This is a genomic window from Vibrio sp. 779(2023) (genome assembly GCF_033344285.1).
Classification (GTDB): Bacteria; Pseudomonadota; Gammaproteobacteria; order Enterobacterales; family Vibrionaceae; genus Vibrio; species Vibrio alginolyticus.
The window spans coordinates 88,702-115,088 of sequence record NZ_JAWPOM010000001.1 but is presented as its reverse complement, the minus strand read 5'-3'; the positions used below and the strand labels follow the sequence as shown (position 1 = coordinate 115,088).

Genomic DNA, 26,387 nt, shown 5'->3' with positions numbered 1-26,387 from the left:
GCCTTTCTAGCGTGTGCAAAACCTTCTTGATGATTGAGTCAGCGAAGGCAGCGCGCAGCTCAATATCAATTCAATAACAATGGATTTGTAAACGTGGACAATAAGACATTTAAATTATCAACAATTGCCAAAACCGTACTGCCTTTGATTTCCGTCGCGGTAATCAGCGGTTGTGGTAGTGATAGCACGAACGAAGATACGACGAACCCTGGCTCAGGCTTGTACCCTGCGGGAGAGAACGAAGTCGTCATTTATTACAAACGTGATGTAGCATCAGCTTCAACAGCAAGCGACTACGAAGGTTGGGGCTTGCACCTATGGAACGGTGAGGGCTGTACCAGCACAGATTTAGACGCAATGGGCATTCCGGGAACAGGAACGGATTGGTCTGCGCCACACCCATTCGATGGCATCAACGACACCTACGGTGCTTACTACGTACTGAAAGTGAACCCAGATGCCTCTGACCCACACGAATGCATGAACTTCATTCTGCACAAAGGTGATGAGAAAGCGTTCGGCAGCGCAAACTCAAAAGTAGAGTTGACGAAAATCGGCGAATCGAAAGGTTTGTTTGGCTTCCACGGCAGCAGTGAACTTTACTACGAGCCAATAGAAGAGCGCCCTGTTGATATTGATGGTCAAAAAGCCCATTGGTTAGACGCCAACACCATCGCGTGGGAAGCGGCGGCCAATGCGGATTCCATGAAGCTGTTCTACAGCCTTAGCAATGACATCAAAATGGATGAAGATAAGCAAATCTCTGGCGGTACAGCGGTTGAGCTGACAAAGGCTGGTGAGTTGTCTGATGGTCTGAAATCACGCTTCCGTCACCTTGCTAGCCTTCAAGCTGCGGGTATCGATGTCGATGACGCGACCTTGCGTACGATCCTGAAGTCACAAATCGTTATGGTGGCTTACAACGCAAATGGTGACGTCATTTCTGCAACTGAAGTGCAAAAACCGGGCGTTTTGGATGCGGTGTTTGCCGATTCCAAGACAGGTAACGCGATCGGTCAAGAACTCGGTGCGATTGTGGAAGGCGGTGCCGCAACCTTCAAACTATGGGCACCAACTGCCCAAGATGTTGATCTGATAATCTACGATGAAAACTTAGCAGAAGAAGCGACCGTTGCCATGACGGAAGACCCAGCAACAGGTATCTGGGTTTCTGAGGCACAAAGCAACGTTGTCAACAAATACTATCGCTACCAAGTTAAGGTATACCACCCAACAACTGGCGTCGTTGAAACGCGTTTGGTAACAGACCCATATTCAATGAGCTTGTCTAAGAACTCACGATACTCACAAGTGGTTGATTTAGATGATCCAAGCTTAATGCCTCAAGATTGGAAAAACTACGCACGCCCAACGGTTAAAAAAGACGAAGACCACGTCCTTTACGAGTCACACATTCGTGATTTCAGCTTTAACGACAGCAAAGGCACACCAAGTCTTGATGGCAAATATCTGGCGCTTACAGAACCTGAGCGTGAGTCTGTATCTCACTTACAAGCTTTAAAAGATGCTGGCCTAACAACGCTACATATCTTGCCAGCATTTGATATTGCAACCGTGGATGAAGACGCTGACCAGCGAGTCGATATCACCGACACCGTGGGTAAACTTTGTGGCATCAAGCCAGAAGCCTCCATTTGTGAGACCGAAGATGACGGCAAAGTAATTGAAGAGGTATTAAATAGCTACGACCCAACAACGGGCAAAGCACAAGCGTTGATGAACGATCTTCGCATGCTAGACAGCTTCAACTGGGGTTATGACCCTTACCACTACACCGTGCCAGAAGGCAGTTATGCGACCGATCCTAACGGGTCTAAGCGTATTCTTGAGTTCCGCGAAATGGTTCAAGCGACGCATAAAATGGATCTGAAACTGGTCATGGACGTCGTGTACAACCACACAAATGCATCTGGTGTGAACGAAAAATCAGTACTGGATAAGATTGTCCCTGGGTACTACCACCGCCTAAACGTCAACACTGGCGGCGTCGAAAACTCAACCTGTTGTGATAACACCGCAACCGAGAACTTGATGATGGGTAAACTAATGGTTGACTCATTGATGGTATGGGCGGATGACTATAAAGTCGATGGTTTCCGTTTTGACCTTATGGGCCACCAGCCGAAAGATGTGATGGTTTACGCACTTGAAAAAGTCCGTGAAATTGATCCGAATACTCTGTTCTACGGCGAAGGTTGGGACTTTGGTGAAGTCGCGCAAAACGCTCGCTTCGATCAGGCGACACAAGTCAACATGGCAGGGACAGAAATCGGTACTTTCTCTGATCGTCTGCGTGACGCAGTTCGTGGCGGAAGCCCGTTTGATGGCGGTGTAGATTCAGAAGGTAAGCACCCACTTCGCTTTAACCAAGGCTTTGGTAATGCTGCTTACCCTAACGAAGAAACCAAAACTGACGCAGAATCGGTGAATGGTCGTTTACACAACCAAGATCTGGTTCGTCTAGGTATGGCTGGTAACTTGGCTGACTACATCCTTCTTGATTACAAAGGCGAAACCAAACTGGGTAAGAACGTTGATTACAATGGTGCGCCTGCAGGCTACACAAAAGTGCCATCAGAGAACATCTCTTACGTGTCTAAGCACGACAACCAAACATTGTGGGATAACAACGCCTACAAGATTGCGACAGGCACTTCATCTGCCGAGCGTGCACGTATGCAGTCTGTGTCCCTATCAACGGTGATGCTTGGTCAAGGCATTCCATTCATCCACATGGGTTCTGAGCTATTGCGCTCTAAATCCATGCAGCGCGACTCTTACGATTCTGGTGACTGGTTCAACCGCGTCTTCTTCGACGGCAGTGACAACAACTGGAACGTAGGTCTGCCTCGTGAAGACAAAGACGGCGCAAACTGGGAGCTGATCAAGAAGATCGTTTCTGATACGACAGCGAAGCCAGATGCAACCGACATTGAGCTAACCAAACAACAATTCCTAGAACTACTAAAAATCCGTAGTTCAAGTGAACTGTTCCGCTTAGATACCGCTCAAGAAGTCATGAACCGTGTTGACTTCCGCAACGTTGGTAAAGACCAAGTGGAAGGCTTGATCGTTATGTCTATCGACGATGGTAAATCAGCAGGTGCCGATTTAGATTCGAACTACGATGCTGTCGTGGCCGTTGTGAACTCAACATCAACTGAGAAGTCTTTCAAAGTTGCTGGCGCAACTGGTTTCGAGTTACATGAAGTTCAACAAAACTCTGCGGATGACATCGTGAAAGGTGCAAGCTTCACCAATGAAACGTTCACAGTACCAGCACTGACAACAGCGGTATTCGTGCAGCCACAAAACGGCGCACAAGGTGCTGGCCTACCAGTAAACACGGATAACAAAGACGTATCGAGCATTCCTCCTTACGGCGAAACCGTTGTTTACGTGAAAGGCACGATGAACGAGTGGTCTGATAGCAGTGATTGGGCGATGACCTTTATTGGCAACGGTATGTACTCTGTAACTGGCGTTCTTGAAGCTGGTGAACACGAGTTCAAATTCGCGGACTCTGGTTGGGCAAATCCAAACATCGGTTGTGATATTGCGAATATAGCTTCTGGTTCACTAGACTTAGGTTCAGAAGGTAACTGTAAGCTGTCTGTTGCTGAAACAGGTAAGTACAACTTCACTCTGAACGCGCTGCATGTTCAAGATGAAAGCGTAGAAAAACCGGTCGTGTCAGTGACCAAATCAGCAGATGCACCAACATTCGGTGAAACAGCACTTTACTTACGTGGCACTATCACTACATGGGATGCTCCAGCACAAGACTCAACAGCGAAGTTCAGCTATGTTGCAAATGACGTTTATTCGCTAGACATTGACCTAGCGGCGGGCAACTACGAGATGAAAGTTGCGAGCGCAGACTGGGCAGCAGACACCAACTTCGGTGGCGAAGGCAGTGTTGAGCTTGGTAAAGCGCTAACGATGGAAGTCGGTGGCGGTAGTGCAAACCTGAAAATTGCGATTGCAGAAGCAGGAAATTACAACTTCCATTTCAATGCGGCTGACCAGTCAGCGCCAATCGTAACCGTCACGAAGAACTGAGTTCTCCAGTTTTCACAACATCCGTAAATACAAGGGGAAGCATTATGCTTCCCCTTTCTTATTCTCAATGGTTCGCCGTGAGATTGACTCGCAATGTTGAAACCAATTGCGCGTTAATTCCCCCAAATTTGCTCAACAAATTCAGGATGATCGATAAACGGGTTGCGGTTTCCTTGGAACTCAAACACCAAGTCATTGCGACGGATTTCTTTCGCGCTAACAGGATCATTTTTGTGCCAACGTTTCAGCATGTTTAGCATCCAAGGTTCAAATACGTTCGTACTGGTGCCATCCAACACCGCGTCAGAGTTGCTCGTGTTGTTCTCCCAATTGCCAATCACGTTCTCGTAACGGGTTGCCATGTAAAAATACGCGCGCGCAAAATCGCCTTTAAACTCATCAATCGGCTCAAACACGGTGCCTGAATAACCCAGTGCTGTGCTCGCTTGACCTAGCTTAGAACCATTGCTGGAAACATAAGTCGAGGTGCCCACTTCGCCAAATGGCCAGTTGCTACGTTTGGCGTTTACATAACCATCGGTGGCAAACAAATGGTGACCGTCTGAGTTCATCGGTTCAACTTTTCCACCAAACCAGCTTTTCGGGAACGAGTGTTCACGGTTGTAGCAATCCCCTTCTTGACTGTATTGACCGCATTGGTCGGTTACTTTCGTGAAACTCACTGCATCGTTGCCCGCAGGCTTCTCTGAATACATATCAAGAATGGAGCCGTCTTTCTCGTAGTAGTTATCCAAATCTACGTCTTTTACCAAAGTCCAAATCGCTGAATAGCCACGGCTGGAGTGATTATTGATGATGTTAAACAACGCCGTTTTGAGTGCGTAGCCTGTCTTGCCAGACGCGGCTTGATAATACCCATCAACCACTGGTGGAGTCGTGGTGGTGTCACCTAACGTAAAATCAGTGGTTTCGCTTTTGGCGAACTCAGCGCCAGAAGCAAGAGTCTTGGTTCCTTCCATCAACGTGTACGAACCCGCGCCACTTCCACAACAAATGCCGTCACCATACTCATCTTGAATGGTGAACTGGTAATCACCGTCGGCTAAACACATGCTTTTTTCAACGGTGGTTGCCGACTCATAACCCTGACCAGAGAACAGCACTGCGGATTGGCTGTTTTTCAGCGTCCAACTCGTTTCAGAGCCATAGTTGTCGGTCGTGAGAGTCAAGACCACTTGGTGATCACTACTGCTCTCTACGGGAGGCTGCGTGCTTGTCTCAGTCGGTTGAAAATTATCGACGTAGACAACTTCTGAGCCATCAAAACTGGCTTCATCGTAAAAACGCAAACCGACGTTGATGGTCTTGTTCGAGCTCGCTGTGTAGTTGTGCGCGAGCTCTTGCCACTGGTTTATCTGTTGTGGGTTCGAGTAATTGTGATAACCATCAACCACCAGACGTGCTTTTACATTTCCTTCGGTATGATAAACCGAGACAGAAAACGGATAGGTTTTCCCTTGCTCCACATTAATGGTTTGCAAAAAGTCGGTGTTGCTTTGGGTACCTGTATTCACGACGACCTGGGCAGCCAGACCACCCGATTTGATTTGCTCGCTGCTTGGCGACACTGTAATGCCCGCGTCAATCTCTGACCACTGCGTAGGTACATTGCCATTCCACTGCTCAAAGTCACCGTTGATAATTTGGCTATATGCAAACGGAGAGCTAACAGCAGCAAGGAGACAGAGGGAGTTCGTTATGGATTTCATTATACTTTTCCATTAGTTATATAAATCCCAAACACGATAAACATATTAGTGGGGCATAAGTAATCCTTCAGTCACATTTTTACGTTGCACAAGTGTTAATTTACTTTTTAATGTGCAGCTTATCTCACAAATATTCACCTGCTGAAAACAAACGCCAATACAAAAAGCGAAGCTACTTGTTGGCTACATCGTCGTAAAACCATTAAGGGAAAAGTAAAACAGACAGAAAAAAGCCAAGTGTGCGCCTATGGGGGTCAGCAACAACACTTGGCTTGTTTATAAGAAAGCTTGTGGTCAGCTCAACTGGTGAGCATCAATTCTGGATAATTCCTTAAGGTTTTACCGCAAAGAATCGCCCTTGTAATGGCGACATCGGAAGTTGATATTGACCATTGCTCGGAGTAATTTTTTCTTTCGTAAGCAAATCCACCAACTCACCAGTACCAACACTCTCCTGAGTAAGAGTGACGCTTCTAGCGCTCTCTAAGGTATTTAGCGCAAACAAGACTTTGTCCGAACCAGATTGTTTCAAGTCCACATAACTGCCGTTACTCGCAACTAAATTCGTGCGTGACCCCTGATAAAGTGCAGGATGCGCATCGCGCATTGTCATCAGCGATGTCACATAAGATTTGAGATCGGCTTGGTTTGCATCAAGCGTCGCCGTCACGCCTTCAATTTTCGCACTGCTGCGCGCAACGTGATCATCGCACAAACCTTGAATGGCGCAGGTGCTGTTGTCTTCTTTTACGGCAAAACCATCCACTTGATCCCCGATTTCATCACCGTAGTACAACGTGATTGGCCCGGTGTACGCCGCTTGGAAAGCAAACGCGGCTTTATGGCGTAACCAATATTCTGCATCATTCACATCCGCTAAATTTCCGCGCTGTAACAAGTCACCAAAGCGCACTAAATCATGGTTGCCGATCATCAAATTCGGCTGCGCATGTGTTGGATATTGGTTGTGTGTGCTGTAGCCGTTGTCTAACCAATCCGCACCGCGACCACCCACGCCGCTCTCATTCACGGCCAAAGTTTCAACGAGGCGATATCGCATAGGGAAGTCAAACGCAGAGCACAATGCTGGATCGCTGTTCGATCCATACGCCTCATTCGCGATTTCAGACTCCCCTTTCCAAATCTCTGCCACCATGTAACCCAACGGATTCACTTGTTCGCCTTTGCTATTGGTGTACGTCACACTTTGTGAGGCTTCATCGACGGCTTTACGAATTTGTGTCCAAGCGTCTGTCGGAACTTGATAGGCTTGATCTAAACGCCAGCCGTCAATCTTCAGTTCTTTGATCCAATACGTTGCCACTTCTTTGTAGAAATCGAGACTGGCCGGGTAATCAACGGGATTGCTCGATCCCGATGGCAACAAACCGGAAGGAGATGGTTTGATCAAACCATCTTTGTGATGACCAAATACACCATCAAAAAACACGTATAAGCCGCGTTTGTGTGCTTCCTCGACCAAGGTTCTCGCCGTTTCTAAATCACCAAAACGTGGATCAATGGTGAAGTAATCCGTTGCAAAGTAGCCCGTGGCATCCAGGTGTTCTTGGCCCGCTATCGCTTCCGATTCAAAAACTGGCGTCAACCAAATCGCGTTCATCCCTAAATCTTGGATGTAATCGAGTGAATCAATCACTCCTTGCAAATCGCCGTTATGATGGCTGGTGCCATAACCTGTACCGTGACCAATGCTCGCATCACCATCCACAAAACTCTCTACCATGATTTGATAAGTACGAAGTTGGTTACTTTGCGCCATGACATTGGCTTGGCAAGCATAACTGGTATCCGGTAGCGGAGTGCTGCTATTAGTGTCGCTACCACCAGAAGAATTACACGCAGATAAAGCACCAATCACACTTAACGCAAGCAACGATCGAGACAGGCGATGGTTACGTAGGATATTACGCATTTTATTCTCCCTAACTTACTCAAATAAACTACTGACATTTGAGTAATAAAATTAACCCCGACATTTGTTTCATGCAGGGGTTAATAAATAAAAATAGATTTTAAATAATTGAATGGAATATTATTGGCACTTATTTACCATAATTGAATAAGGTGAGCCATCATCTGTAAATTCTAAACTCCAAAGATATTTACCAGGCTCTTTAATTTCTAGTTTTGTATCTGTACCGTAACCACCGTAAGTCAGTTCATTTAATTGTCCGACCGATAATTTTTTACCTTTGGCAGTAAACTGTGGTTTCCATTGTTCAGCGGCATACTGCATTTTATAATTACCTGAAATTTCATCGGTAATCACTTGATAGACATTGTTCCCCTTATAGGTCAGCTTGCGCTCGGCAGTGTGCTTCCAATCTGCATTTGGGAAACTACCTACAACAAAAATGTCTTTAGACAATGGGCCAGATTCGGCTGAATCCGGCAAACTACAATTTGTCATCATATCAATCTGCGTGCTCGTAAACGCAACCGCATTATTTACTTCACCTTGGGTTGTATTTTCTGATGATGTGGACGAGCAAGCAGACAAGATAGACACAGCAGCTAAAGTACATGCTGTATTTATAATTATTTTTTTCACGTTATATCCTTATTTTTATTAGACCAAGTACTAATTAAATTAGAACATATATATTATGGATCGAAATAAAATAAATTTTAAATAGGAATAATATAATATGTGAAAAAGATAACTAAATGCGTAATAAAAAAGCCGACTATCTTAGCCGGCTTTTTAAAATTATCTATTTACTATTAACTGCTTTTACAAATACTTCTTGCGCACCTTCAATTCCTAACGCTTTTGCTTCATCAAGTAAGCTCAGAGCTTTAGGGATATCATCTGCTTTTACGGCCGCTTTAATTGCGTTGTGGTAGTAAGTTTGTGTTTCAGGCTGTACTGATTCAACCGCCTTAGCCGCAATTGGAGCCGCCGCTGGTTCATTACTTGATGTTCCGATTGAGAAGAAACTCACACGGTCAATCGAGACTTCAATCTTACCTGTATCACTGTTAGGAATTGGAATATCTTTTACTTCTGGTAAGTAGTTACCTCTCCCCTCAGCGTCCAAACGCGCGGGGTGAATCACTTCGGTAAACCCGCCAAGGTCGGCTTTATCTGTATAAATAATAAGATAAACAGAATCTAATCCCGTTGGGGGGAAAAAGTCTTTTTCGGCAGCCAAGCGATTACCAAGATGCAGGCGAGGTTTTTTGTACTCAAATTCAGTTTTATCATAATTTTCGAGCTCTCTACCATTTTTATCGACAATAACTGCTCTTGGTACAAAAGCCGTCTCTTCGATTAGACTGGTGATTTTAATAGCAAACTCACCACGATCTGCTGGAAGCTCAAACACAGCGACACGGCTATCGATATTCTGATACTTCAGAACTTGGCTTTGAGCAGTGATATCAATAATGGCAGAGCTAGGAAGCTTCATTTTTACCGATTGAAGTTCAGAGAGTGTGTCAACTTGTTGCATTTGAGCAACTTGAACTTGTTCGATAACTTCAGTGGATTGGCAGCCAGCAAGCGCTACACATCCACTTAACATGAGGGCACGGAAGTACATACTTTTTCCTTCTAGTTATTTTTCTAAAGGTTTTGGCACTAAAGCATCTTAGAGTGACTTTAATGAAACGTCTAACTTTTCAATAACCCTTAGAAAAATAGCCGACTGATGTCGGCTATTTGACTAGGACAGCTAGATAACTAAGAGTTTATTTGATTACCACCAAGCCTCAGCTTGAACACCAAATACGAACTCTGTATCGTCACCGTTGAACGCATTGTCATTTTCAGTATCTAGCAAGTAAGTTCCGTATACACGTAGTTCTGGACGAGCCCAGAAGCTGTCACCCATAGCCCAAGCTTGAGCAACTGTGAATTTAGCATTACCAAAATCTTCTTTTGCTAGGCCACTATCTGCGATTTTCTCACCAGAGTTGTAACCCGCTTCGAATACTGTGCGCATTGTATCGTTCCACTTGTACATAGGACGAACAACTACAGAATATTGATCAATATCGAAGTTTTTACCTGTGTAAGCGCCAGCAGCTTGACCACCAATGTCGCTACCTGATAGGTAAGCAAGTTGGTGACCCATTTCCCAGTTCTCAGCTAGGTTCATTACACCCCAGTTGATCAAACGGAAGCCTGATGCATCATTAAATGCCTCTGTACCTCGCGCGTAATAAGCACCAGATCCCCAGAAGTTAGCAGCTTGAACACCGTAACCATTTGTACCGTATTGAAATACTGTTTGGTTAAAACCGTTACTCATACCTTGATGGATAATCGCAGACGCCAATACGCCGTCATCCGCTTCTTCTTTTGCATCGTTAGAATCTGTCGCAAAGTTGTAAGCAACAGCCAACTCAAGAGCAGCATTATCCCAAAGGCCGATGTTCGCTAAACGAGCATCAAAGATGTAACCCGTTGAATCTGAAGTTTCACCATCTTGAATCAATGCTAGAGATAGTTTTTGGTTGCCTACTGAGAGGTTTTCGATACCACCACCAGTACCAGAAGTGTTTAGGAAATAGAAATCAGTGATGTGGATATCTTTACGCTGGTAGTAAGTTTTACCAGCCCACATAGTTGCGTCTTTATCAGAAGCAATCAGACCTTTAGCTTTTACAGCAAACTGAGCAACGTTAAAATCAGCATCTTCCCAACCATTCGCACCAGGAGCACCAGAAGCAATCATAGATTCGATACGCCAAGTCTGGTCACCCATTTTCAACTCTTCCGCCAAACCAAACTCAGAGTAGTTATCGTCTTCGTTACCCAGACGACCAATACCAAATTTGTTTACAGCAAGGTCACCATTACCATTACCGCTGATACCAGTACCAGCGCGCATGTAACCGTTAAAATCCACTGCAAACGCAGAACCAGCAGCTAAAGTTGCAGCAACAGCAGCAGCAATTACACTTACTTTTTTCATTCTTAACTCCATTAAGGGTATTTATAATTCTGTCTTCCCTGCTCACTCTTTTAGGTGAATATAGGCAGTAAAAACACACCTAAAGAAAGAGAGGTAAGATGGGAACGAATCCCCGTTTGTTTCAACAGTTGTGAGATTACCCGAGGCGTACAAGGATGACTTCCTCCGCCCTAAACTAATTTAAGGGGGATGAGAAGGGAGTAGAAAATTTACCGAATGGTGTTTTTTCGAGTCAGATCACCAATCTAGGGAGGAATTAGTAAGTTTGTTCGGTTTTGAGCCGCTACAAAGTGATAGCCATTTCATATTTTTGACTCTAAGCCGTCACATAAAGTAATTAAATTACACGAATATTTTTATATTTAGGGTGGTTGACCTTAGTAAGACAAAGTTTTTAACTTATAGTTTCCTAAAGGTAGCAATAAATATTAAATAAAGTATCTCCGATGACACGACTTCTCTCTCGCCCCTACCCCCTGGGCGCAACATTGAATAAAGAAGGCTGTAACTTCTCTATTCATGCTCCAGGCGTAAAAGACATTCAACTGGCATTGTTTGCAGACGATGGCAGCTACGAGCTTCACGGTTTACCGAATGAATACGCTGGCATACGTCATACTTTTATTCCAGATATTAAGCCGGGGCAAAAATACGGTTACCTTGTCTCCCACAAGGACGAGCCACTGTTAATTTCTGATCCGTACGCAAAATCAATAGATAAAGCCCTCCACTATCACCCTCCCTACTCTCCAGCCAAAAGTTTCGATATGCCGAAGTGCGTCGTTATCGAAGATGATTTTGACTGGCAAAACACGGATCACCCGCGTATACCCAGAGAAGAGATGGTGTTGTTTGAGACGCACGTCAAAGGGATTACCCAACGCCACCCAGAGGTTGAGGACAAGCTGAGGGGGCGCTACTTAGGTCTTGCATCACCTGAAATGCTGGCCTTTTACGAACAACAAAACATCAACACGCTGCAATTGCTACCTGTCGCAGCATGCATGCATGAGCCTCACCTACTAGAGTTGGAAAAGGTCAATTATTGGGGATACAACCCTTATCTCTTTATGGTGCCCGATCCGCGCTACGCAGAACAAGACGCCGTTACGGAATTAAAAACAACAATTCGCGAATTGCATAAAAACGGCATCGAAGTGATTCTCGACGTGGTTTACAACCACACTGCTGAAGGTGGTGAAGGGCCTACAATTTTCAACCTGAAAGCCCTCGACTCCTGTTTTTACATCAAACATGGCAACCACTTCGCCAATTACACTGGCTGCGGAAATACAGTGGATCTCACCTACCAACCAGCCTTAAACCTTGTGATGGATACATTGCGCTACTGGGTTAGCGAATTTAAAGTCGATGGCTTCCGTTTTGACTTGGCTGCAACGTTAGGTCGACAGGGCGATGATTACAACCCAGAAGCAGCTTTCTTTAAAGCCGTTGCGCAAGACCCAATTTTGCGTGAAACCAAATTGATTGCCGAGCCTTGGGATATTGGTCCAAATGGCTACCAAGTGGGTAACTTTCCATTTGGTTGGAACGAATGTAATGACAAACTGCGTGATATTTCCCGCAGTTTTTGGCGCGGTGATCAAGGCTATTTAAAAGAGTTTGCCACTCGATTAATGGGCTCTCGTGACATTTATAGTGCAGCGAACTGGCCATACAAACTCACCGTAAATTACATCACGTATCACGATGGCTTCACACTGCAAGATTTAGTGTCTTACAAGCACAAACATAACGAAGCCAATGGCGAAGAAAATCGCGACGGTCACGGTGACAATCGTTCAGAAAACTACGGTGTTGAGGGCGAGACGGAAAATCTGATGATCATCGCCACGCGTGAGAAGCAAAAACGCAACCTTATTGCTAGCTTGCTGTTTGCCTTCGGTATCCCACACATTCTCACTGCTGATGTTCTGTCTCACACCCAAGGCGGTAACAATAATGCCTATTGCCAAGACAACGAAACCAGTTGGCTGAACTGGGAAGAGACAGAACGTAAGCAACATTTCAAAGCATGGATGTCACAAATGGTCGCCAACCGAAATCAATACATGGTGCCATTTATCCGAGCTTTCAGTGGCGAGAATCGCAATAACAACCGTATTTTCTGGCGCCGTACAGACGGTCGCTTAATGGAGCACGATGATTGGAACCGTTTAAGCTCTGTCGCACTTCACCTTGGTATCGGTAAAGAAGGACAAGAGCTGGTCTACCTCATCAACCAAACTAACGCCACAGCTCGCTTTAAGCTCCCCAATGAGCGAAAGCAAGAATGGGTGACGATCTGTGATACAAACGTACGTAATCTCAACCCAGGACATGCTGAAGGCGAAGTCTTGCTGTCACCCACCTCGATGGTGATTTTGCACTATCAACCAAACCAAAGCACACCAAAAGGTGAGCAAACGCATAGCTAAGTTATAAACGCTCCAAAAAAGGAAAGCCGATGCATCTCAGTGCTTCGGCTTTTTGTTGGTTAGATTTGCCTAACTCATTATTCGCAAGGCGGCGCTAGGTGGATCAAAGCCAATCCACCCAGTGACGTTTCGCGGTATTTCTTGTTCATGTCCTTGCCCGTTTGGTACATGGTTTCAATCACCTTATCCAACGAGATCAAACATTTACTGTTACGCTTTAATGCCATGCGAGATGCATTGATCGCTTTCATTGCGCCCATTGCATTACGCTCAATACACGGTACTTGCACTAAGCCACCAATTGGGTCACAAGTCATGCCTAGTGAGTGCTCCATGGCGATCTCGGCCGCAATACAAATTTGCTCATTGCTGCCACCGCGTAGCGCGGTCAAGCCAGCTGCCGCCATGGAAGAAGACACGCCAACTTCGCCCTGACAACCCACTTCGGCCCCCGAGATAGACGCATTGGTTTTGTACAAAATGCCAATCGCACCGGATACAGCAAGGAAGTCTTTAAGCTGTTTGGTATCCAGCTCTTTGATGAAGCGATGGTAATACATCAATACCGCCGGAATCACACCCGCCGCACCATTGGTTGGCGACGTTACGACTTGTCCACCAGCCGCGTTTTCTTCACTCACAGAAAAAGCAAACAGGTTAATCCAATCCATGATTTCCATTGGATCGTTTTCAATTGCTGCATTTGCTTCAAGCTTCTTCAGCAAGTTAGGCGCACGGCGGGTCACGTTCAAGCCGCCATCCAAGATACCTTCTGTCTCGAAACCGCGCTCCATGCAACGCGTCATCACACGCCAGATCTGTTCTGCGCGTTGATTAATGGCTTCCATATCCTGAAATGCTTGTTCGTTTTTCAGAATCATGCCGCCGAGGCTCATGCCATTCTTCTCAGCCTGTGCCAACATTTCGTCTGCACTGGAGAATGGGAACTCTACTTCTACGGGTGCAGTCGCACTGCCATTTTGCAGTTCATCCGCCGTTGCGATGAAACCACCACCGATAGAGTAGTAAGTTTCAAACCCAACCTGATTGCCATGCGCATCTAACGCAGTAATCGTCATGCCATTCTCATGCAGAGGAAGGTTCTCTTCATGGAACAACATGTCCGTTTTGTAATTGAATTCGATTTCATGACGGCCATCGACAGACATCATGCCCTCTTCAATCGCCTTGCGCATCGCTTTATTCGCAGAAGCGATTTTGATGGTATCTGGTTTGTTACCCAACAGACCCAAAATGGTTGCACGGTCAGTATGGTGACCAATCCCCGTTAACGAGAGTGAGCCGTATAAATCGACCTGAATACGAACCACTTTTGCCAAGTTCGATTCAATCAAACGAGTGAAGTGGTAACCCGCGATCATTGGACCATTGGTGTGAGAGCTAGAAGGGCCCACACCAATCTTGTAAATATCAAAGATGGACAGCATAAACTTACCTATTACGACAATGCAGCATAAAGCCAATCAGGGAGAACCATACAAGCAGCGATGGTCGTCACGGCGAACACCAACAGCCCATAATGGCTTGCGGTTGGCTTTGCAAAAAGATGTTTTTGATTATTGATAAAGATTTGTTGCTCGGCAGTCACAGCGCCCCAACGACGGCTCACTAACACACCAAACAAAAGGAAGACGAACGTACCAATTGGCGCGAACCACGGCCAAGCCACGTCGAGATACATTGCAGTAAACACCGCAATCACACTCATGATACTGCCAACGATCACGCCTTTCTCATTGGCTTTCGCCCAGAATAAACCAAGCACGAATGAACCCAGACGGATACCAACAAAGATGGAAGTCAGACTAGCGATGGTTTTGAGTACCGATTCATTCGATACAGCCAGAAGAGCTGGCACTACCACCATAGCAGCAGCGAGCAAACTCATCTTTCTTGCGACTTTTTCGTAGTGCTCTTCATCGGCACTTTTGCGAACGAAACTCTTGTAGATATCGAACGTTGCGACGGTCGCCATCGAGTTGTAGGTCGAGTCCAGCGTCGACATTGCGGCCGCCGCCAATGCGGAAATGATCAAACCAACCACAATAGGGTTAGTGTGGTTGAATACAAAATCCAAAATCACTTCGTTGCTGTTTTCAAACGATTGATCTTGATAGAAAACACTCAAAAGAACACCGAGTACCGCGAAGAACAAGTACACGAAAAACGCACCGTAACCACACAACAGCATCGACTTCTGCGCCGTCTTTTCACATCTCGTCGCTAACGTGCGTTGGATGATCAATTGGTTGGTGCCGTACACACTCAAATGCAAAAAGCTCACGGCAACCACGCCAGCCCAGAGTGTGGTATCCACGCCCAAATCAAAGTCTAAGTTGATGATATTCAGGTGATCACGAGAAAGGTAATCTGCCGCATTAATCTCTGTCATTAGAATGGCAAAGATGGCGATGCTGCCCGCCACCAATACTGCAGATTGCAACATATCGGTCCAGATAACCGTGGAAATCCCGCCCGCATAGGTATAGCAAGCGGTGAAAATACTAATGTAGATAATGGCTTCAGAAATACTGATAGGCAGAACTTGCACTAAGATCAGCGCCACGGCATACAAAATCACACCCGCAGAGATACATTGAACCACAATGAACACAATCGAGTTGATGGTTCTTGCATACACCCCAAAGCGGTGCTCAAGGTATTCATAAATCGAAGTCAGACCCAGCTTATAGAAGACAGGCACAAAGAAAATGACGGTGAAAAAGATAACGATGGGATAGTTAAGGTGAATACTCATCGCTTCCATGCCAGAGCTATAAACCCAACCAGGCATCCCTACAAACGTCATCGCACTAATGTAAGTCGCAAGTATCGAAACACCCGCCGTAAACCAGCCAAATTGCTTTCCACCCGTGGAAAAGTCGCCACCCTTGTTGTAGCGCTTATTCACTAAATAGCTGATTAATATGGTGATTAACACGTATAACGCAATCACCACAAAACTTGAGTACGTAACCATTTCAGGGCTTCCATAATTCTGGGTGCTAATTATTTGTGCTTGGATATTACTTTAAAAAAGCATATCTAAACGATAATCCCGCCATAACTGTGACTATAATCACCAATATAGACGGTTATATATTCAAAAATGCCAAAAAGACCGATTTAATGAGACTCCCATCACTAAAAACCACTTATTGGGTACGCATTCATTTTAAAATTGATATTGATCACGGATCTAATGACCTTAAAAAAACTATGATTCACCACGACACGAAATCGAAGATGATCCCAATAAGATCGTATTCTTTAAGTTTGAATAGCAACAAATCCTAAGTGAAATAGAGGTTTATCGGTCATGAATGCCAAAAGACACATGAGCGAAGTTCCTATGATTCAAAGGGTAGCTGCCTATCTAGCGATACTGGTTGGTTACTTTTTCTATTGTTATAACTTTGTAATTATTGACTACGTACGCCCATACATCGTTGAAGCGTATGATGGTATTAGCCTGTCAGACACTGCCCAGTTCTATACATGGCAGTCGGTTGGTGCACTTATCGGTGCATTGAGCTGTGCTTGGTTCGCAACAAAATTTGGTAAGAAATCCACTCTTATTACCATCACAGCCCTAAACGGTGGCGCAACGATCATCAATATGATGTTCACCGACTACACAACATGGGCAGCAATGCGTTTCATCATTGGTTTGTCACTGGGTGGTTACTTCACCGTGGCAGTAAGCCTAATGATCGGCCTATTTACGCCAACGGTACGTGGTAAGTTGACGGCATTCGCGTCTTCTATGTTCTCTGTAGCACTGATGGTAATGGGTGCGTATGCAGCATTTATTGCAAGCATTGATGCACCATGGGAAAGCCTAATGCTTGTTGGTGGTATCCCACCATTGGCAGCCGCTGTTGTCATGATCTTTGTACTACCTAGCGACAGCAAAGTGATCGCTTACGGTGAAGAAGAGCAAGCAAAAGCAGAAGAATCAGATGCACCAGCGAAAAAAGGCTCTTGGGGCGAAATGCTAAGCAAGCCTTACCGTAAGATCACTCTAACGTGTCTATTACTGGCTGGCCTTAATTTCTACGGTTTCCAATTCTTTGGTGGCTTCGTAACCACTTACCTACGTGATGTACGTATGTTCGACGGTGCAACCATCGGTCTCATCTTCTCTATCTCAGCATTTGGTTCACTGTTTGGTGCGTGGTTCTGGGGTTGGGTAGCTGACAAATTCGGTCGTAAGGTGAACGCATTTGGCTTCATCCTAGCGGGCATCATGGTTTCAATCTTCTTTGTTGCACCTGGCGACATGGTGATTGGCGGCCTAAACATGCTGGCTCTACTTGGTCTGATTTACAACTTCGGTCTGTCTTCTTCAGCGGTATGGGGTGGTTACTTCTCAGAACTGTTCCCAGCACACCTACGTAGCTACGGCGCGGCGCTATTCCACGGCGGTCGTATCCTCGGTATGTGGGCACCAATGGTACTTATCTTCATCCAAGAACGTACCGACCTACAAACCGCAATGTGGGGTTCACCAATCGTATGGATCCTTGCTGGTCTTCTATGGCTATCACTGCCAGAGACACTAAAAGGCGGCGTGTTCGATAAGAGCAAAAAAGCCGAAGCAGCAAAAGCGTAACTGAATTTCAAAAACTCCGGCTGGCTCCCCGGCCGGATGAAAAAACTTAATTTCGAGTCCTGTTCCCAAAGCCGACTCGACAGCAAATAAGAGAGTTTATTATGTCTAAATATCAAGAAGCGAAACGCGTTGTACGTGAATACTTCAGCGCAATGGAAAACGCAACTCACGAGAACGTGGCAGAAGTACTAAAAGCACACACGTCAGAAGATTACCTATGGCGTGGTGTTTACCCATTCCGTGAGCAACAAGGCGCTCAAGCAGCGGCTGACGTTTTCTGGGCTCCTTTGATGAAATCAATGACTCGCATGCAGCGTCGTCAAGACATCTTCATCGGTGGTGAGAACGAAGTAACATCAGGTGAAATCTGGGTAATGAGCATGGGTCACTTCATGGGTCTATTCGACGCTGAATACCTAGGCATGCGCCCAACTGGCAAAATCATGAACATCCGTTACGCAGAATTTAACTGTGTTGAAAACGGCAAGATCACTAAGACTGGCCTATTCCTAGACCTTCTAGGTGCAATGGACCAAGCGGGTTGTTACCCACTGCCACCATCAACAGGTAAGCACTTCGTATACCCTGGTCCTCGTAACCACGATGGTCTACTGTTCGAAGACGCAGCACCAGAAGAAGGCGTAGCAACACTAGCACTAGTGAACAAGATGGTTGATGACCTATCTGCACTAAACGACAGCGGCGCTATGGGTTGCCCACCAGAAGTTCTTGAGAAGAGCTGGTCTAAAGACATGATCTGGTACGGTCCATGTGGTATCGGTGCGTCTTATACAATCCCTCGTTACCAACAGCAGCACCAATTGCCGTTCCGTAACAACCTAAAAGACAAGAAGTTTAACGGCCACGTATGTCGTTTCGCAGAAGGTAACTTCTCTTGTTTCTTCGGCTGGCCAAACCTATCTAACACGCCTATCGGTGGTTTCCTAGGTATGACAGGTGGTGAAGTACGTGCAGACATGCAAGTGGTTGACGTTTACTACCGTGACGGCGACAAGCTATCTGAGAACTGGGTACTGATCGACCTTCCTTACTGGCTAAAACAGCAAGGTCTAGACGTGTTCGAGCGTACTCAACAGATCCTAAACCCTTCTCTATAAGAAGTCCTAGGGGCGGATTGTCAACCCGCCTTTATGTTGCCTGAATCCCCTCTCGGTTCAGGCGACATGCTCCTAACTCGTGCCTCAAGGATGGGGCACAACCTCAAGATAGAACCCTTATTCAAAACGGGCATGAACGCACGGTGGCTTTCTGCGCCCTGAATAATGAGATTGATGATGAAAAAGTCGACCCTTTCTGCAGTGATTTTAGCAGCGCTTACTTCTAGCTCAGCCTTTGCTGCACACACTTTTGTTAATGACGCTGGCGACAGCCTAACCATCGATGGCCGTTTCGATCTTCGCTACCAAGACCGTGGCGGTGATGACAACGGCGAATGGAACAGCGGCAGCTCACGTTTCGGTTTGAAAGGCCAAATGGGTCTGGATAACGGCTGGACTGGTTTCGGTCACGCGGAATGGGGCTACAACTCTGGCGCGAACGGCGACAACATTTACGACCGCTTGCTATACGCAGGTGTTGATCACGAAAAATACGGCAAGATTGCTGCGGGTACTAAACAGTGGTCTACCTTCTACGACGTAGCATGGTACACCGATTTAGGTCGTGTATTCGGTACTCGTGGCTCAGGTGTTTACAACCTAGCTGACTGGGGTATCGCATCCGGTGCTGGTCGTGCGGAAAACTCAATTACGTACCGTAATTCAATTAATGAAAAAGTGAGCTACGGCTTTACTTACCAGACCACGCGTGAAGATGTTGCTCTAGCAAGCAATGCGACAGCCTCACTGAAAAACGGCATGGGTGCTTCGATCACTTACAAACCCGTTGATGGCGTAACACTGGGTGCGGCTTACCATCAAAATGAAGTTGCGGATCTAGACGCAAGCGTGGTTGGCGTAGAAAACGGCGACAACATGCGCATCATGCTATTGGGCGCAAACTACAGCAACGGTGGCTTCTACGCAGGTGCGACTTTCCACGTTGGCGAAAACTGGGAAGCAGTGAGCCAAGGCGGTACGGACGTAATGTTCGATACCCTAGGTGGCGAAATCTACACTTACTACCACTTCGACAACGGCTTGCGCCCAACGTTGAACTACAACTACATGGAGGATAGTGGTGACGAGACACAAGGTTACGAGCGTAACTTGCTGATCCCTGGTCTTGAATACCACTTCCAGAAGAACAAATTCCTAGTTTGGACTGAATACCAGTTCGACCTAGGTAAAGATCAGTACGATGGCAGCAAATTCGAAAACCGTGATGATCAATTCGCGGCAGGTATTCGCTACTACTTCTGATAATACTCATCGCTCACCACCTATACCCAAGTAACCTTAAGGTGGTGAGTGATGAAGTTCTTATCAACACTAAGCAAAGTTATCTTGAAGCCAAGTAGCCATCACTTCACTAATAATTAAAGGCTGCTCAAGCGTAGATAGATGCCCACACTCAGGGATAACATGAAGTGTGACGTTTGGGATGCATCTCTCCATGAGCAGATGATTGTCTAGCGGACAAAGCTTATCTTCTTTACCTGTTATCACCAACGTAGGAGCTTGAATGTCCGCCAATAAAGGTCGAGCATCCGGGCGAGTTGCTAACGCTTTAGCATGTGCTTCAAATGCCTCCAAACCTACATTGACCGCCATGCCTTCTATACGCTCAGTTAACGCTTTGTCTTGCAAACGGCTTGGATGAATCAGCACAGGCATCAGAGTGTCAGGCGTAATGCGTTCAAACTCACCACTTAACGCACGGCTAACCAGTGCATCACGCTTTTGTGTCACCTCTGGCTTTTCATCTGCTGCATTGGTATCCATGAGGATCAAGCCTTTGACTCTGTTTGGCGCTTGACGGTACACCTCAAAGGCAAGAATCCCACCCATTGATAAGCCACCCAAGACAAACTCCTGCGGTGCGTCTTGCAACACTCTCTGCGCCAGCTGTTCCATTGACGGCAATGAAGCCAGCGTCGGGCATGAAGGCTCAACCCAACTTGGCAACGCTCGGTTGACTTCCTCAAACAATGTGCCATCACAAAGTAGTCCGGGTAGCCAAACTAACGAGGTGGGTTGCGTCATTTTATTCTCCTGCCAGCGGCTTTGGTTGATCAGAGCCAAGAATGCAATACGTCAAACTATTACCACGCAAGTTCGTCAGTGAGTATGACGCACCTTCTGGAACATTCAGCACATCACCGCGCGTTAAAACAACATTAGCTTGTTCGCCTTGATGCGTGAGGACCACCTCTGTATCGCCATCAAAGTTGATAAGTACTTGTTTTTCTTCTCGGCAGTGTTGAGGAATCGAGCCACCTTCAGAAAGCTCATAAGCCATGATGCTCACTTCATCTTCACTCTTTACTTGGAAGTCATAACTCGCCAAAGGATGACCCGTTAAGGCGTATTGTTTCACGTTGCTTCCGCCGAAATCGCCTTTGATTTCACGATAATCTTTTTGCAGAGCGACAAATGGCATCATCTCTTCTGCGGTGTAGGTATCGAAGGTCGCGAGCTCTTCTTCGGTAAGCAGCGGCATCAATTCTGATTCTTGTGGCACCGGGTCGCCATTAATAGTGTCCACGAGTGTGCCATCGGCTTTGAGGTATAAACCATAACCTTGACTGTCTTTAATAACGTTTGGATGCCAAATAACGCCGCCACCTGAATCGTCGCCGCCAAGTACCGAGAACATAAAGCCGTAATCGCGGCCAACCACTTCAAATCCACGGAAGAGATTGGTTGGAATCGAGATGACGTCACCGTGAGACAACACCGCCTCATGCTCTCCATCGTTCCCCCAATAAAAACGGAACTGACCTTTGAACACCAAGAAAAGCTCGGCGGTACGATGAGAGTGCAACGAATTTTTGATGCCCGGCGGTTGGCCTGCGGCACCAATGTTAAAGCCCGCCGTATCGCGAATATGAACATGTTGACGACTGCTTTCTGCCACCCCAGCACCGATAATGCAGAAGTTATCTTTCAGATCACTGCCTGGCGTGCGCGCATCAATAAACGCACTCGTACCCGGAATCAGTTCCATGTAGCGGACCAGATTATTATTCATTTTAGATTGTAGAGTCATTGTAAATCCTTGTTGTCCTTGTTTGGACCTAGCCTTTGAATTGTTAGTTACAAACCGAAAGTGTGTTACAGACCTAAAGGTCGCCCACCATCAACCGCGATGGTATTGCCTGTCGAGAAGGTCAGAAGATCTGCCGCGGCGTACACGGCTTGAGCGACTTCTTCATCATTGGCTAAACGCTTAAGCGGTGTGGATTGTTCTTGTTGATTACGCCATGCGTCATCCAAGCCTTTGACAAACTCAGTGTCGACAAGCCCTGGAGCAACAGCCAGAACTCGAACCTCGGGAGACAGAGCGCGAGCTAAAGAACGGGTCATGTTTTCTGCGGCAGATTTACTCGCGCAATAAGCAATGTTACTGCCCATCGCAGTCTGTGCCGCGATAGAAGTAATGTTCACCACACAACCATTGGCTTGCTTGAGCCAAGGCTCAAACGCTCGAACCATGGCAAAAGGCGCACGGACGTTCACTTGGAAAATTTGGTCAAACAGCTGGTCATCTAAACTTTGCAAATCAGAGTGCGCGACGAATTTCGTCATCCCCGCACAGTTGACCAACAAATCCAGCTTGTCGCTTATTTCACTGACTTGATGTTTAAGCTGTTCAATCGCACTAGAATCTGCCACGTTCAATTTGAATGCTAGATGCTCGTTACGTGGCAGCGAGGAAAGCACATCCTCGGCCGCTTTCTGATTACTGTTGTAAGTCAGAATTACGCGATATCCCGATTCAGCTAGCTTGCGACAAATGGCGGCACCCAGTCCGCCACTGCCGCCTGTGACTAAGGCAAGTTTCGACATATTACGCCTCTTCCACTTTGCCTTTGTAACGGCGCACACGAATATCCGCTTGCTCTTTGTGGCCAGCAAAACCTTCTAGTGCACACAAGCGAGAGCAGTACTCACCGACTTTTAGGGATGCCGCTTCCGTTACACGCTGGTAAGTACAAGTCTTAATGAACTTACCTACCCAAAGACCACCGGTGTATCGCGCCGCTTTCTTCGTTGGCAGTGTATGGTTGGTACCAATACATTTATCGCCGTAAGAAACGTTGGTTTCACGACCTAGGAATAAGGCACCGTAGTTGGTCATGTTATCCAGGAAGTACTTAGGATCTTCCGTCATCACTTGAACGTGTTCAGAAGCGATATCGTCTGCCACTTCCACCATTTCTTCGTAGCTATCGCATACGATCACTTGCCCGTAATCTGCCCACGCTTTACCCGCAACTTCCGCCGTTGGGAGAATGGTTAACTGACGTTCAATCTCTTTGATGGTCTCTTGTGCAAATGTCTCGCTGTTAGTCAACAAGACAGCTGGAGAGTTGTAACCGTGCTCGGCCTGACCAAGCAAGTCCGCCGCTGCCAATTCCGGGTCACAGCCTTTCTCATCGGCAATGACTAGGGTTTCCGTTGGGCCTGCAAACAAATCGATACCGACGCGACCAAACAACTGACGTTTTGCCTCTGCTACAAATGCGTTACCCGGCCCTACAATCATATCGACCGGTGCAATAGTCTCCGTCCCCAGAGCCATTGCACCTACCGCCTGAACACCACCGAAGCAATAGATTTCATCCGCACCCGCCATTGCCATCGCAGCGACAATCGCCACATTCGGCTGGCCATTAAACGGTGGCGCACAAGCAATAACACGTTTTACGCCCGCGACTTTCGCCGTCAGTACACTCATGTGAGCGGATGCAACCAATGGGTATTTACCGCCAGGGATGTAACAACCCACGCTGTTTACTGGAATATTCTTATGCCCCAGTACCACACCAGGCATGGTTTCTACTTCGACGTCTTTCATTGAGTCACGTTGAATTTGAGCAAAGTTTCGAACTTGTTGCTGAGCGAACTCGATATCATGACGAGTCGATTCATCAAGCGCATCCACACAGGCTTGGATTTGCTCTTCTGACAGGCGGAATTGCTCCGGCGACCAGTTATCAAACTTTTCAGACAACTCACGTACAGCGCTATCACCTTTCGATTCAATATCAGCAAGAATGTTTTCAACAATCTGACGCACTTTTGCGTCGTTTGATGCTGATGCTTCTTCAGTGATTCCGTTTTTTAAAATGCGTGCCATTGGTTTTCTCCTTGAACATTGAGGCTGACGAACGGTTATTTTTATGCTTTTGGATACGAATGCAAAATCAGATTAAACACTTAATTAACATTTGACAAGTTAAGTCAACAAACCACAAAAACCACCCTTAAGCCTTTGTATTAATTAATTTAAACAAATAAAAGCAAGTAATAAGGACCTTGATTGAGTTTAATTTTTAATCAAAAATGAGTTTTAGATCACATCATTTTTACTCATCATTTACATTTCTCCGTGTTAGTTTTTGCATACCTTTGCAAAGGAGATAATCATGAGCAATTTTAAGCAACGTCTGACTAAAGAAACGCTATTAGGTACATTTGTTAAAACCCCTCACCCTCACATTATCGAGGTATTGGCACTGGCAGAGTTGCCTTTTGTGGTACTGGATGCAGAGCACGCACCTTTCGATCGTTCCTCGCTTGATCTGTGCATCATGGCGGCCAGAGCGAATGACCTCGCGTGCGTGGTACGAGTACAAGACAGCGCTCCTTCAACCATTTTGAACGCGCTTGACTGTGGCGCGGCGGGTGTACAAATTCCCCATGTTTGTACTGCTGAGCAAGCGACGCAACTGGCGAAAATCTGCCATTACGGCGAAGGTGGCCGAGGGTATGCTGGTTCCAGTCGAGCAGCGCAATACGCCACTAAGCCCATGGTTGAACACTTAAAAGACAGCCGTGCGAATACGATTGTCATTGCACAAATTGAAGACCCTCAAGGGGTCGAAAATGTTGAAGCGATTGCCAATGTTGAAGGTATTGATGCGCTCTTCATTGGCCAAGTTGATCTCACTGTCGCTTATGGTGCTGATAGCGTTCATGATGAGAAAGTCGCACAAGCAAGTATGCGAGTAATCGAAGCGGCCAGAGCCGCCAATAAACCTGTTGGCATGTTTGTCGCAACGGCTCAACAAGCTCGGGAATGGCGTGAACTCGGCGTTAGCTTCTTTTGTGTTGGGTCTGAACACAAAATGATCATTGATGCCTTCAAACAAGAGAGAAATGTGATGAATTCTTGAGTTTTCTCTGATATTTACGCCTTATCAATGTAATGCTCTAGACACAGAAATCCCCTAGCCCATACACTCAGCACGTATGAGCAGGTTCAATGGCCTTAAATAAGGAGTATCACCATTAAAGCGAAAGTAACTTCGATCGACGTCGCGAAGATGCTCGGCGTCTCTCAATCGACGGTATCTAGAGCATTCAGCCCGACTGCGAGTATTAGCGAGAAGAAACGCAAAATGGTGATGGATGCCGCAGCTAAGCTCGGATACACACCGAATGCCATCGCCCGAGGTCTGATTTCGAATCGTTCAGGCTTAGTGGCGATTGCGTTAGATAGCGAATCAAACCCAATGTACGACATGCAATCTCGTGCTTTGGCTGTCGAAATTCAAAAGCGTGGCGGACAAGTTGTGCTTTGCCCTATCGACAAGGACGACCTCGATCTCGCCATTTCACGCGCCATTGAATACCAAGTGGACGGACTCGTTATCGCCACCAGCCGTTTAACTTCACGCGCGTTTGCCCAATGCGAAAAGTTTGGCGTTCATTTAAGCTTGATCAACCGCTACGCCGAGGGTATTAATGCCAACAGCTCTGGTATTGATAACCGCTTGGCGGGCCAACAAGCAGCCGAGTATTTAACGCAGAAAGGCGCAAAACAGTGTGCTTATATCAGTGGCGATGCTGGCTCCATGACCAGTGAAGAGCGTTGGCTGGGTTTCTCTTCAAAATTGCAAGAACTCGGCTCCCCGTCACCAACCTTTATCCAAGCCAAGTACAGCTTTGAAGCAGGCTTAGAAGCGGCGAAAGCGATCTTGTCGCACACTAGCAAACCCGATGCAATTTTTTGTGCAAACGACATCCTCGCCATGGGTGTGATGGATGGCTTGCGACAAGCCGGAGCAAAGATCCCCCAAGACTTCTCTGTGATGGGTGTAGATAACATTCCGATGTCTGCATGGCCGAGCTATGATTTGACCACCATTGCTCAACCAGTCGACAAAATTGTTAAACGAGCGGTTGAAGACTTGATGAATCGAATCAACGGCAACCTGGATGCAACTGGCGAATACCTTTTCGAGCAAGGCACCTTGATCGAACGTAGTAGCACCATTTAATAAATCCATTTTTATTCATTCTTCATAAAACAAAATGCCTTGCTTTCGAGTAAGGCATTTTCTGTGATCACGATTAAATTTTCACCAATCGTTATTTAATACCTCATCAATTCATCAATCTTGTTATTGACTTGTTACTTTAATGTT

Annotated in this window: 18 protein-coding genes; 7 read left to right on the top strand and 11 right to left on the bottom strand. The window is 46.3% G+C overall.

Annotated features, from left to right (window positions below):
* Positions 1–93 precede the first annotated feature (93 nt).
* The gene (gene pulA / locus R8O70_RS00475; protein ID WP_318183987.1) at positions 94–4,083 is read left to right on the top strand and encodes a pullulanase-type alpha-1,6-glucosidase; all 3,990 of its coding nucleotides are present in this window, start codon (positions 94–96) and stop codon (positions 4,081–4,083) included.
* Positions 4,084–4,196: 113 nt separating this feature from the next.
* Here pulA and R8O70_RS00470 read toward each other — a convergent pair whose 3' ends face one another.
* The 5 genes from R8O70_RS00470 to lamB form a co-directional block, all read right to left on the bottom strand.
* Entirely contained in the window at positions 4,197–5,813 is a 1,617-nt protein-coding gene (locus R8O70_RS00470; protein WP_258625387.1) for an endonuclease, read from the bottom strand.
* 331 nt (positions 5,814–6,144) lie between these two features.
* A complete protein-coding gene (locus R8O70_RS00465) occupies positions 6,145–7,746 on the bottom strand; it encodes an alpha-amylase family glycosyl hydrolase (protein WP_213972098.1) in 1,602 nt (533 codons plus the stop codon).
* A gap of 120 nt (positions 7,747–7,866) precedes the next feature.
* Positions 7,867–8,385 carry a glycosidase gene (locus R8O70_RS00460; protein ID WP_225466189.1) on the bottom strand — a complete coding sequence of 173 codons (519 nt, stop codon included), beginning with the start codon at positions 8,383–8,385 and terminating at the stop codon, positions 7,867–7,869.
* Between the two features lie 163 nt (positions 8,386–8,548).
* Positions 8,549–9,379, bottom strand: a complete 831-nt coding sequence (locus R8O70_RS00455) for a MalM family protein (protein WP_053307972.1) — start codon at positions 9,377–9,379, stop codon at positions 8,549–8,551.
* 156 nt (positions 9,380–9,535) lie between these two features.
* Positions 9,536–10,756 carry a maltoporin LamB gene (lamB, locus tag R8O70_RS00450; RefSeq protein WP_053307973.1) on the bottom strand — a complete coding sequence of 407 codons (1,221 nt, stop codon included), beginning with the start codon at positions 10,754–10,756 and terminating at the stop codon, positions 9,536–9,538.
* Between the two features lie 446 nt (positions 10,757–11,202).
* Here lamB and glgX point away from each other — a divergent pair, with 446 nt between their 5' ends.
* On the top strand, positions 11,203–13,194 hold the full coding sequence (glgX, locus tag R8O70_RS00445; RefSeq protein WP_115386844.1) for a glycogen debranching protein GlgX: 1,992 nt from the start codon (positions 11,203–11,205) through the stop codon (positions 13,192–13,194).
* A 77-nt stretch (positions 13,195–13,271) separates the two neighbouring features.
* Here the strand turns inward: glgX and R8O70_RS00440 are convergent, their stop codons facing one another.
* Both R8O70_RS00440 and R8O70_RS00435 read right to left on the bottom strand, forming a co-directional pair.
* Positions 13,272–14,642, bottom strand: coding sequence for an L-serine ammonia-lyase (locus R8O70_RS00440; RefSeq protein ID WP_086047207.1), 1,371 nt, complete (start codon positions 14,640–14,642; stop codon positions 13,272–13,274).
* Between the two features lie 11 nt (positions 14,643–14,653).
* Complete coding sequence (locus R8O70_RS00435) at positions 14,654–16,195, bottom strand: sodium:solute symporter (RefSeq protein WP_258625386.1); 1,542 nt, start codon at positions 16,193–16,195, stop codon at positions 14,654–14,656.
* 339 nt (positions 16,196–16,534) lie between these two features.
* On the opposite strand from R8O70_RS00435, the gene R8O70_RS00430 reads away from it, so the two are divergent.
* The 3 genes from R8O70_RS00430 to R8O70_RS00420 all read left to right on the top strand — a co-directional run bounded on the left by R8O70_RS00430 (position 16,535) and on the right by R8O70_RS00420 (position 20,211).
* Entirely contained in the window at positions 16,535–17,830 is a 1,296-nt protein-coding gene (locus R8O70_RS00430) for an MFS transporter (protein ID WP_005374774.1), read from the top strand.
* Positions 17,831–17,931: 101 nt separating this feature from the next.
* The gene (locus R8O70_RS00425; RefSeq protein ID WP_005374772.1) at positions 17,932–18,948 is read left to right on the top strand and encodes a nuclear transport factor 2 family protein; all 1,017 of its coding nucleotides are present in this window, start codon (positions 17,932–17,934) and stop codon (positions 18,946–18,948) included.
* 177 nt (positions 18,949–19,125) lie between these two features.
* Positions 19,126–20,211, top strand: a complete 1,086-nt coding sequence (locus R8O70_RS00420; protein ID WP_017820111.1) for a porin — start codon at positions 19,126–19,128, stop codon at positions 20,209–20,211.
* Between the two features lie 69 nt (positions 20,212–20,280).
* On the opposite strand, the gene R8O70_RS00415 is transcribed toward R8O70_RS00420, so the two are convergent.
* The 4 genes from R8O70_RS00415 to hisD all read right to left on the bottom strand — a co-directional run bounded on the left by R8O70_RS00415 (position 20,281) and on the right by hisD (position 24,094).
* Positions 20,281–20,994 carry an alpha/beta fold hydrolase gene (locus R8O70_RS00415; RefSeq protein ID WP_258625384.1) on the bottom strand — a complete coding sequence of 238 codons (714 nt, stop codon included), beginning with the start codon at positions 20,992–20,994 and terminating at the stop codon, positions 20,281–20,283.
* Position 20,995: 1 nt separating this feature from the next.
* Entirely contained in the window at positions 20,996–22,000 is a 1,005-nt protein-coding gene (locus R8O70_RS00410; protein ID WP_025768658.1) for a cupin, read from the bottom strand.
* 65 nt (positions 22,001–22,065) lie between these two features.
* Complete coding sequence (locus R8O70_RS00405; protein WP_025768659.1) at positions 22,066–22,800, bottom strand: SDR family NAD(P)-dependent oxidoreductase; 735 nt, start codon at positions 22,798–22,800, stop codon at positions 22,066–22,068.
* A gap of 1 nt (position 22,801) precedes the next feature.
* Complete coding sequence (gene hisD / locus R8O70_RS00400) at positions 22,802–24,094, bottom strand: histidinol dehydrogenase (RefSeq protein WP_005374756.1); 1,293 nt, start codon at positions 24,092–24,094, stop codon at positions 22,802–22,804.
* Between the two features lie 289 nt (positions 24,095–24,383).
* Between hisD and R8O70_RS00395 the strand changes: the two genes are divergently transcribed.
* Positions 24,384–25,133, top strand: a complete 750-nt coding sequence (locus R8O70_RS00395) for an HpcH/HpaI aldolase family protein (protein WP_054578614.1) — start codon at positions 24,384–24,386, stop codon at positions 25,131–25,133.
* A 150-nt stretch (positions 25,134–25,283) separates the two neighbouring features.
* Complete coding sequence (locus R8O70_RS00390) at positions 25,284–26,240, top strand: LacI family DNA-binding transcriptional regulator (RefSeq protein ID WP_025768661.1); 957 nt, start codon at positions 25,284–25,286, stop codon at positions 26,238–26,240.
* Positions 26,241–26,387: the final 147 nt, after the last annotated feature.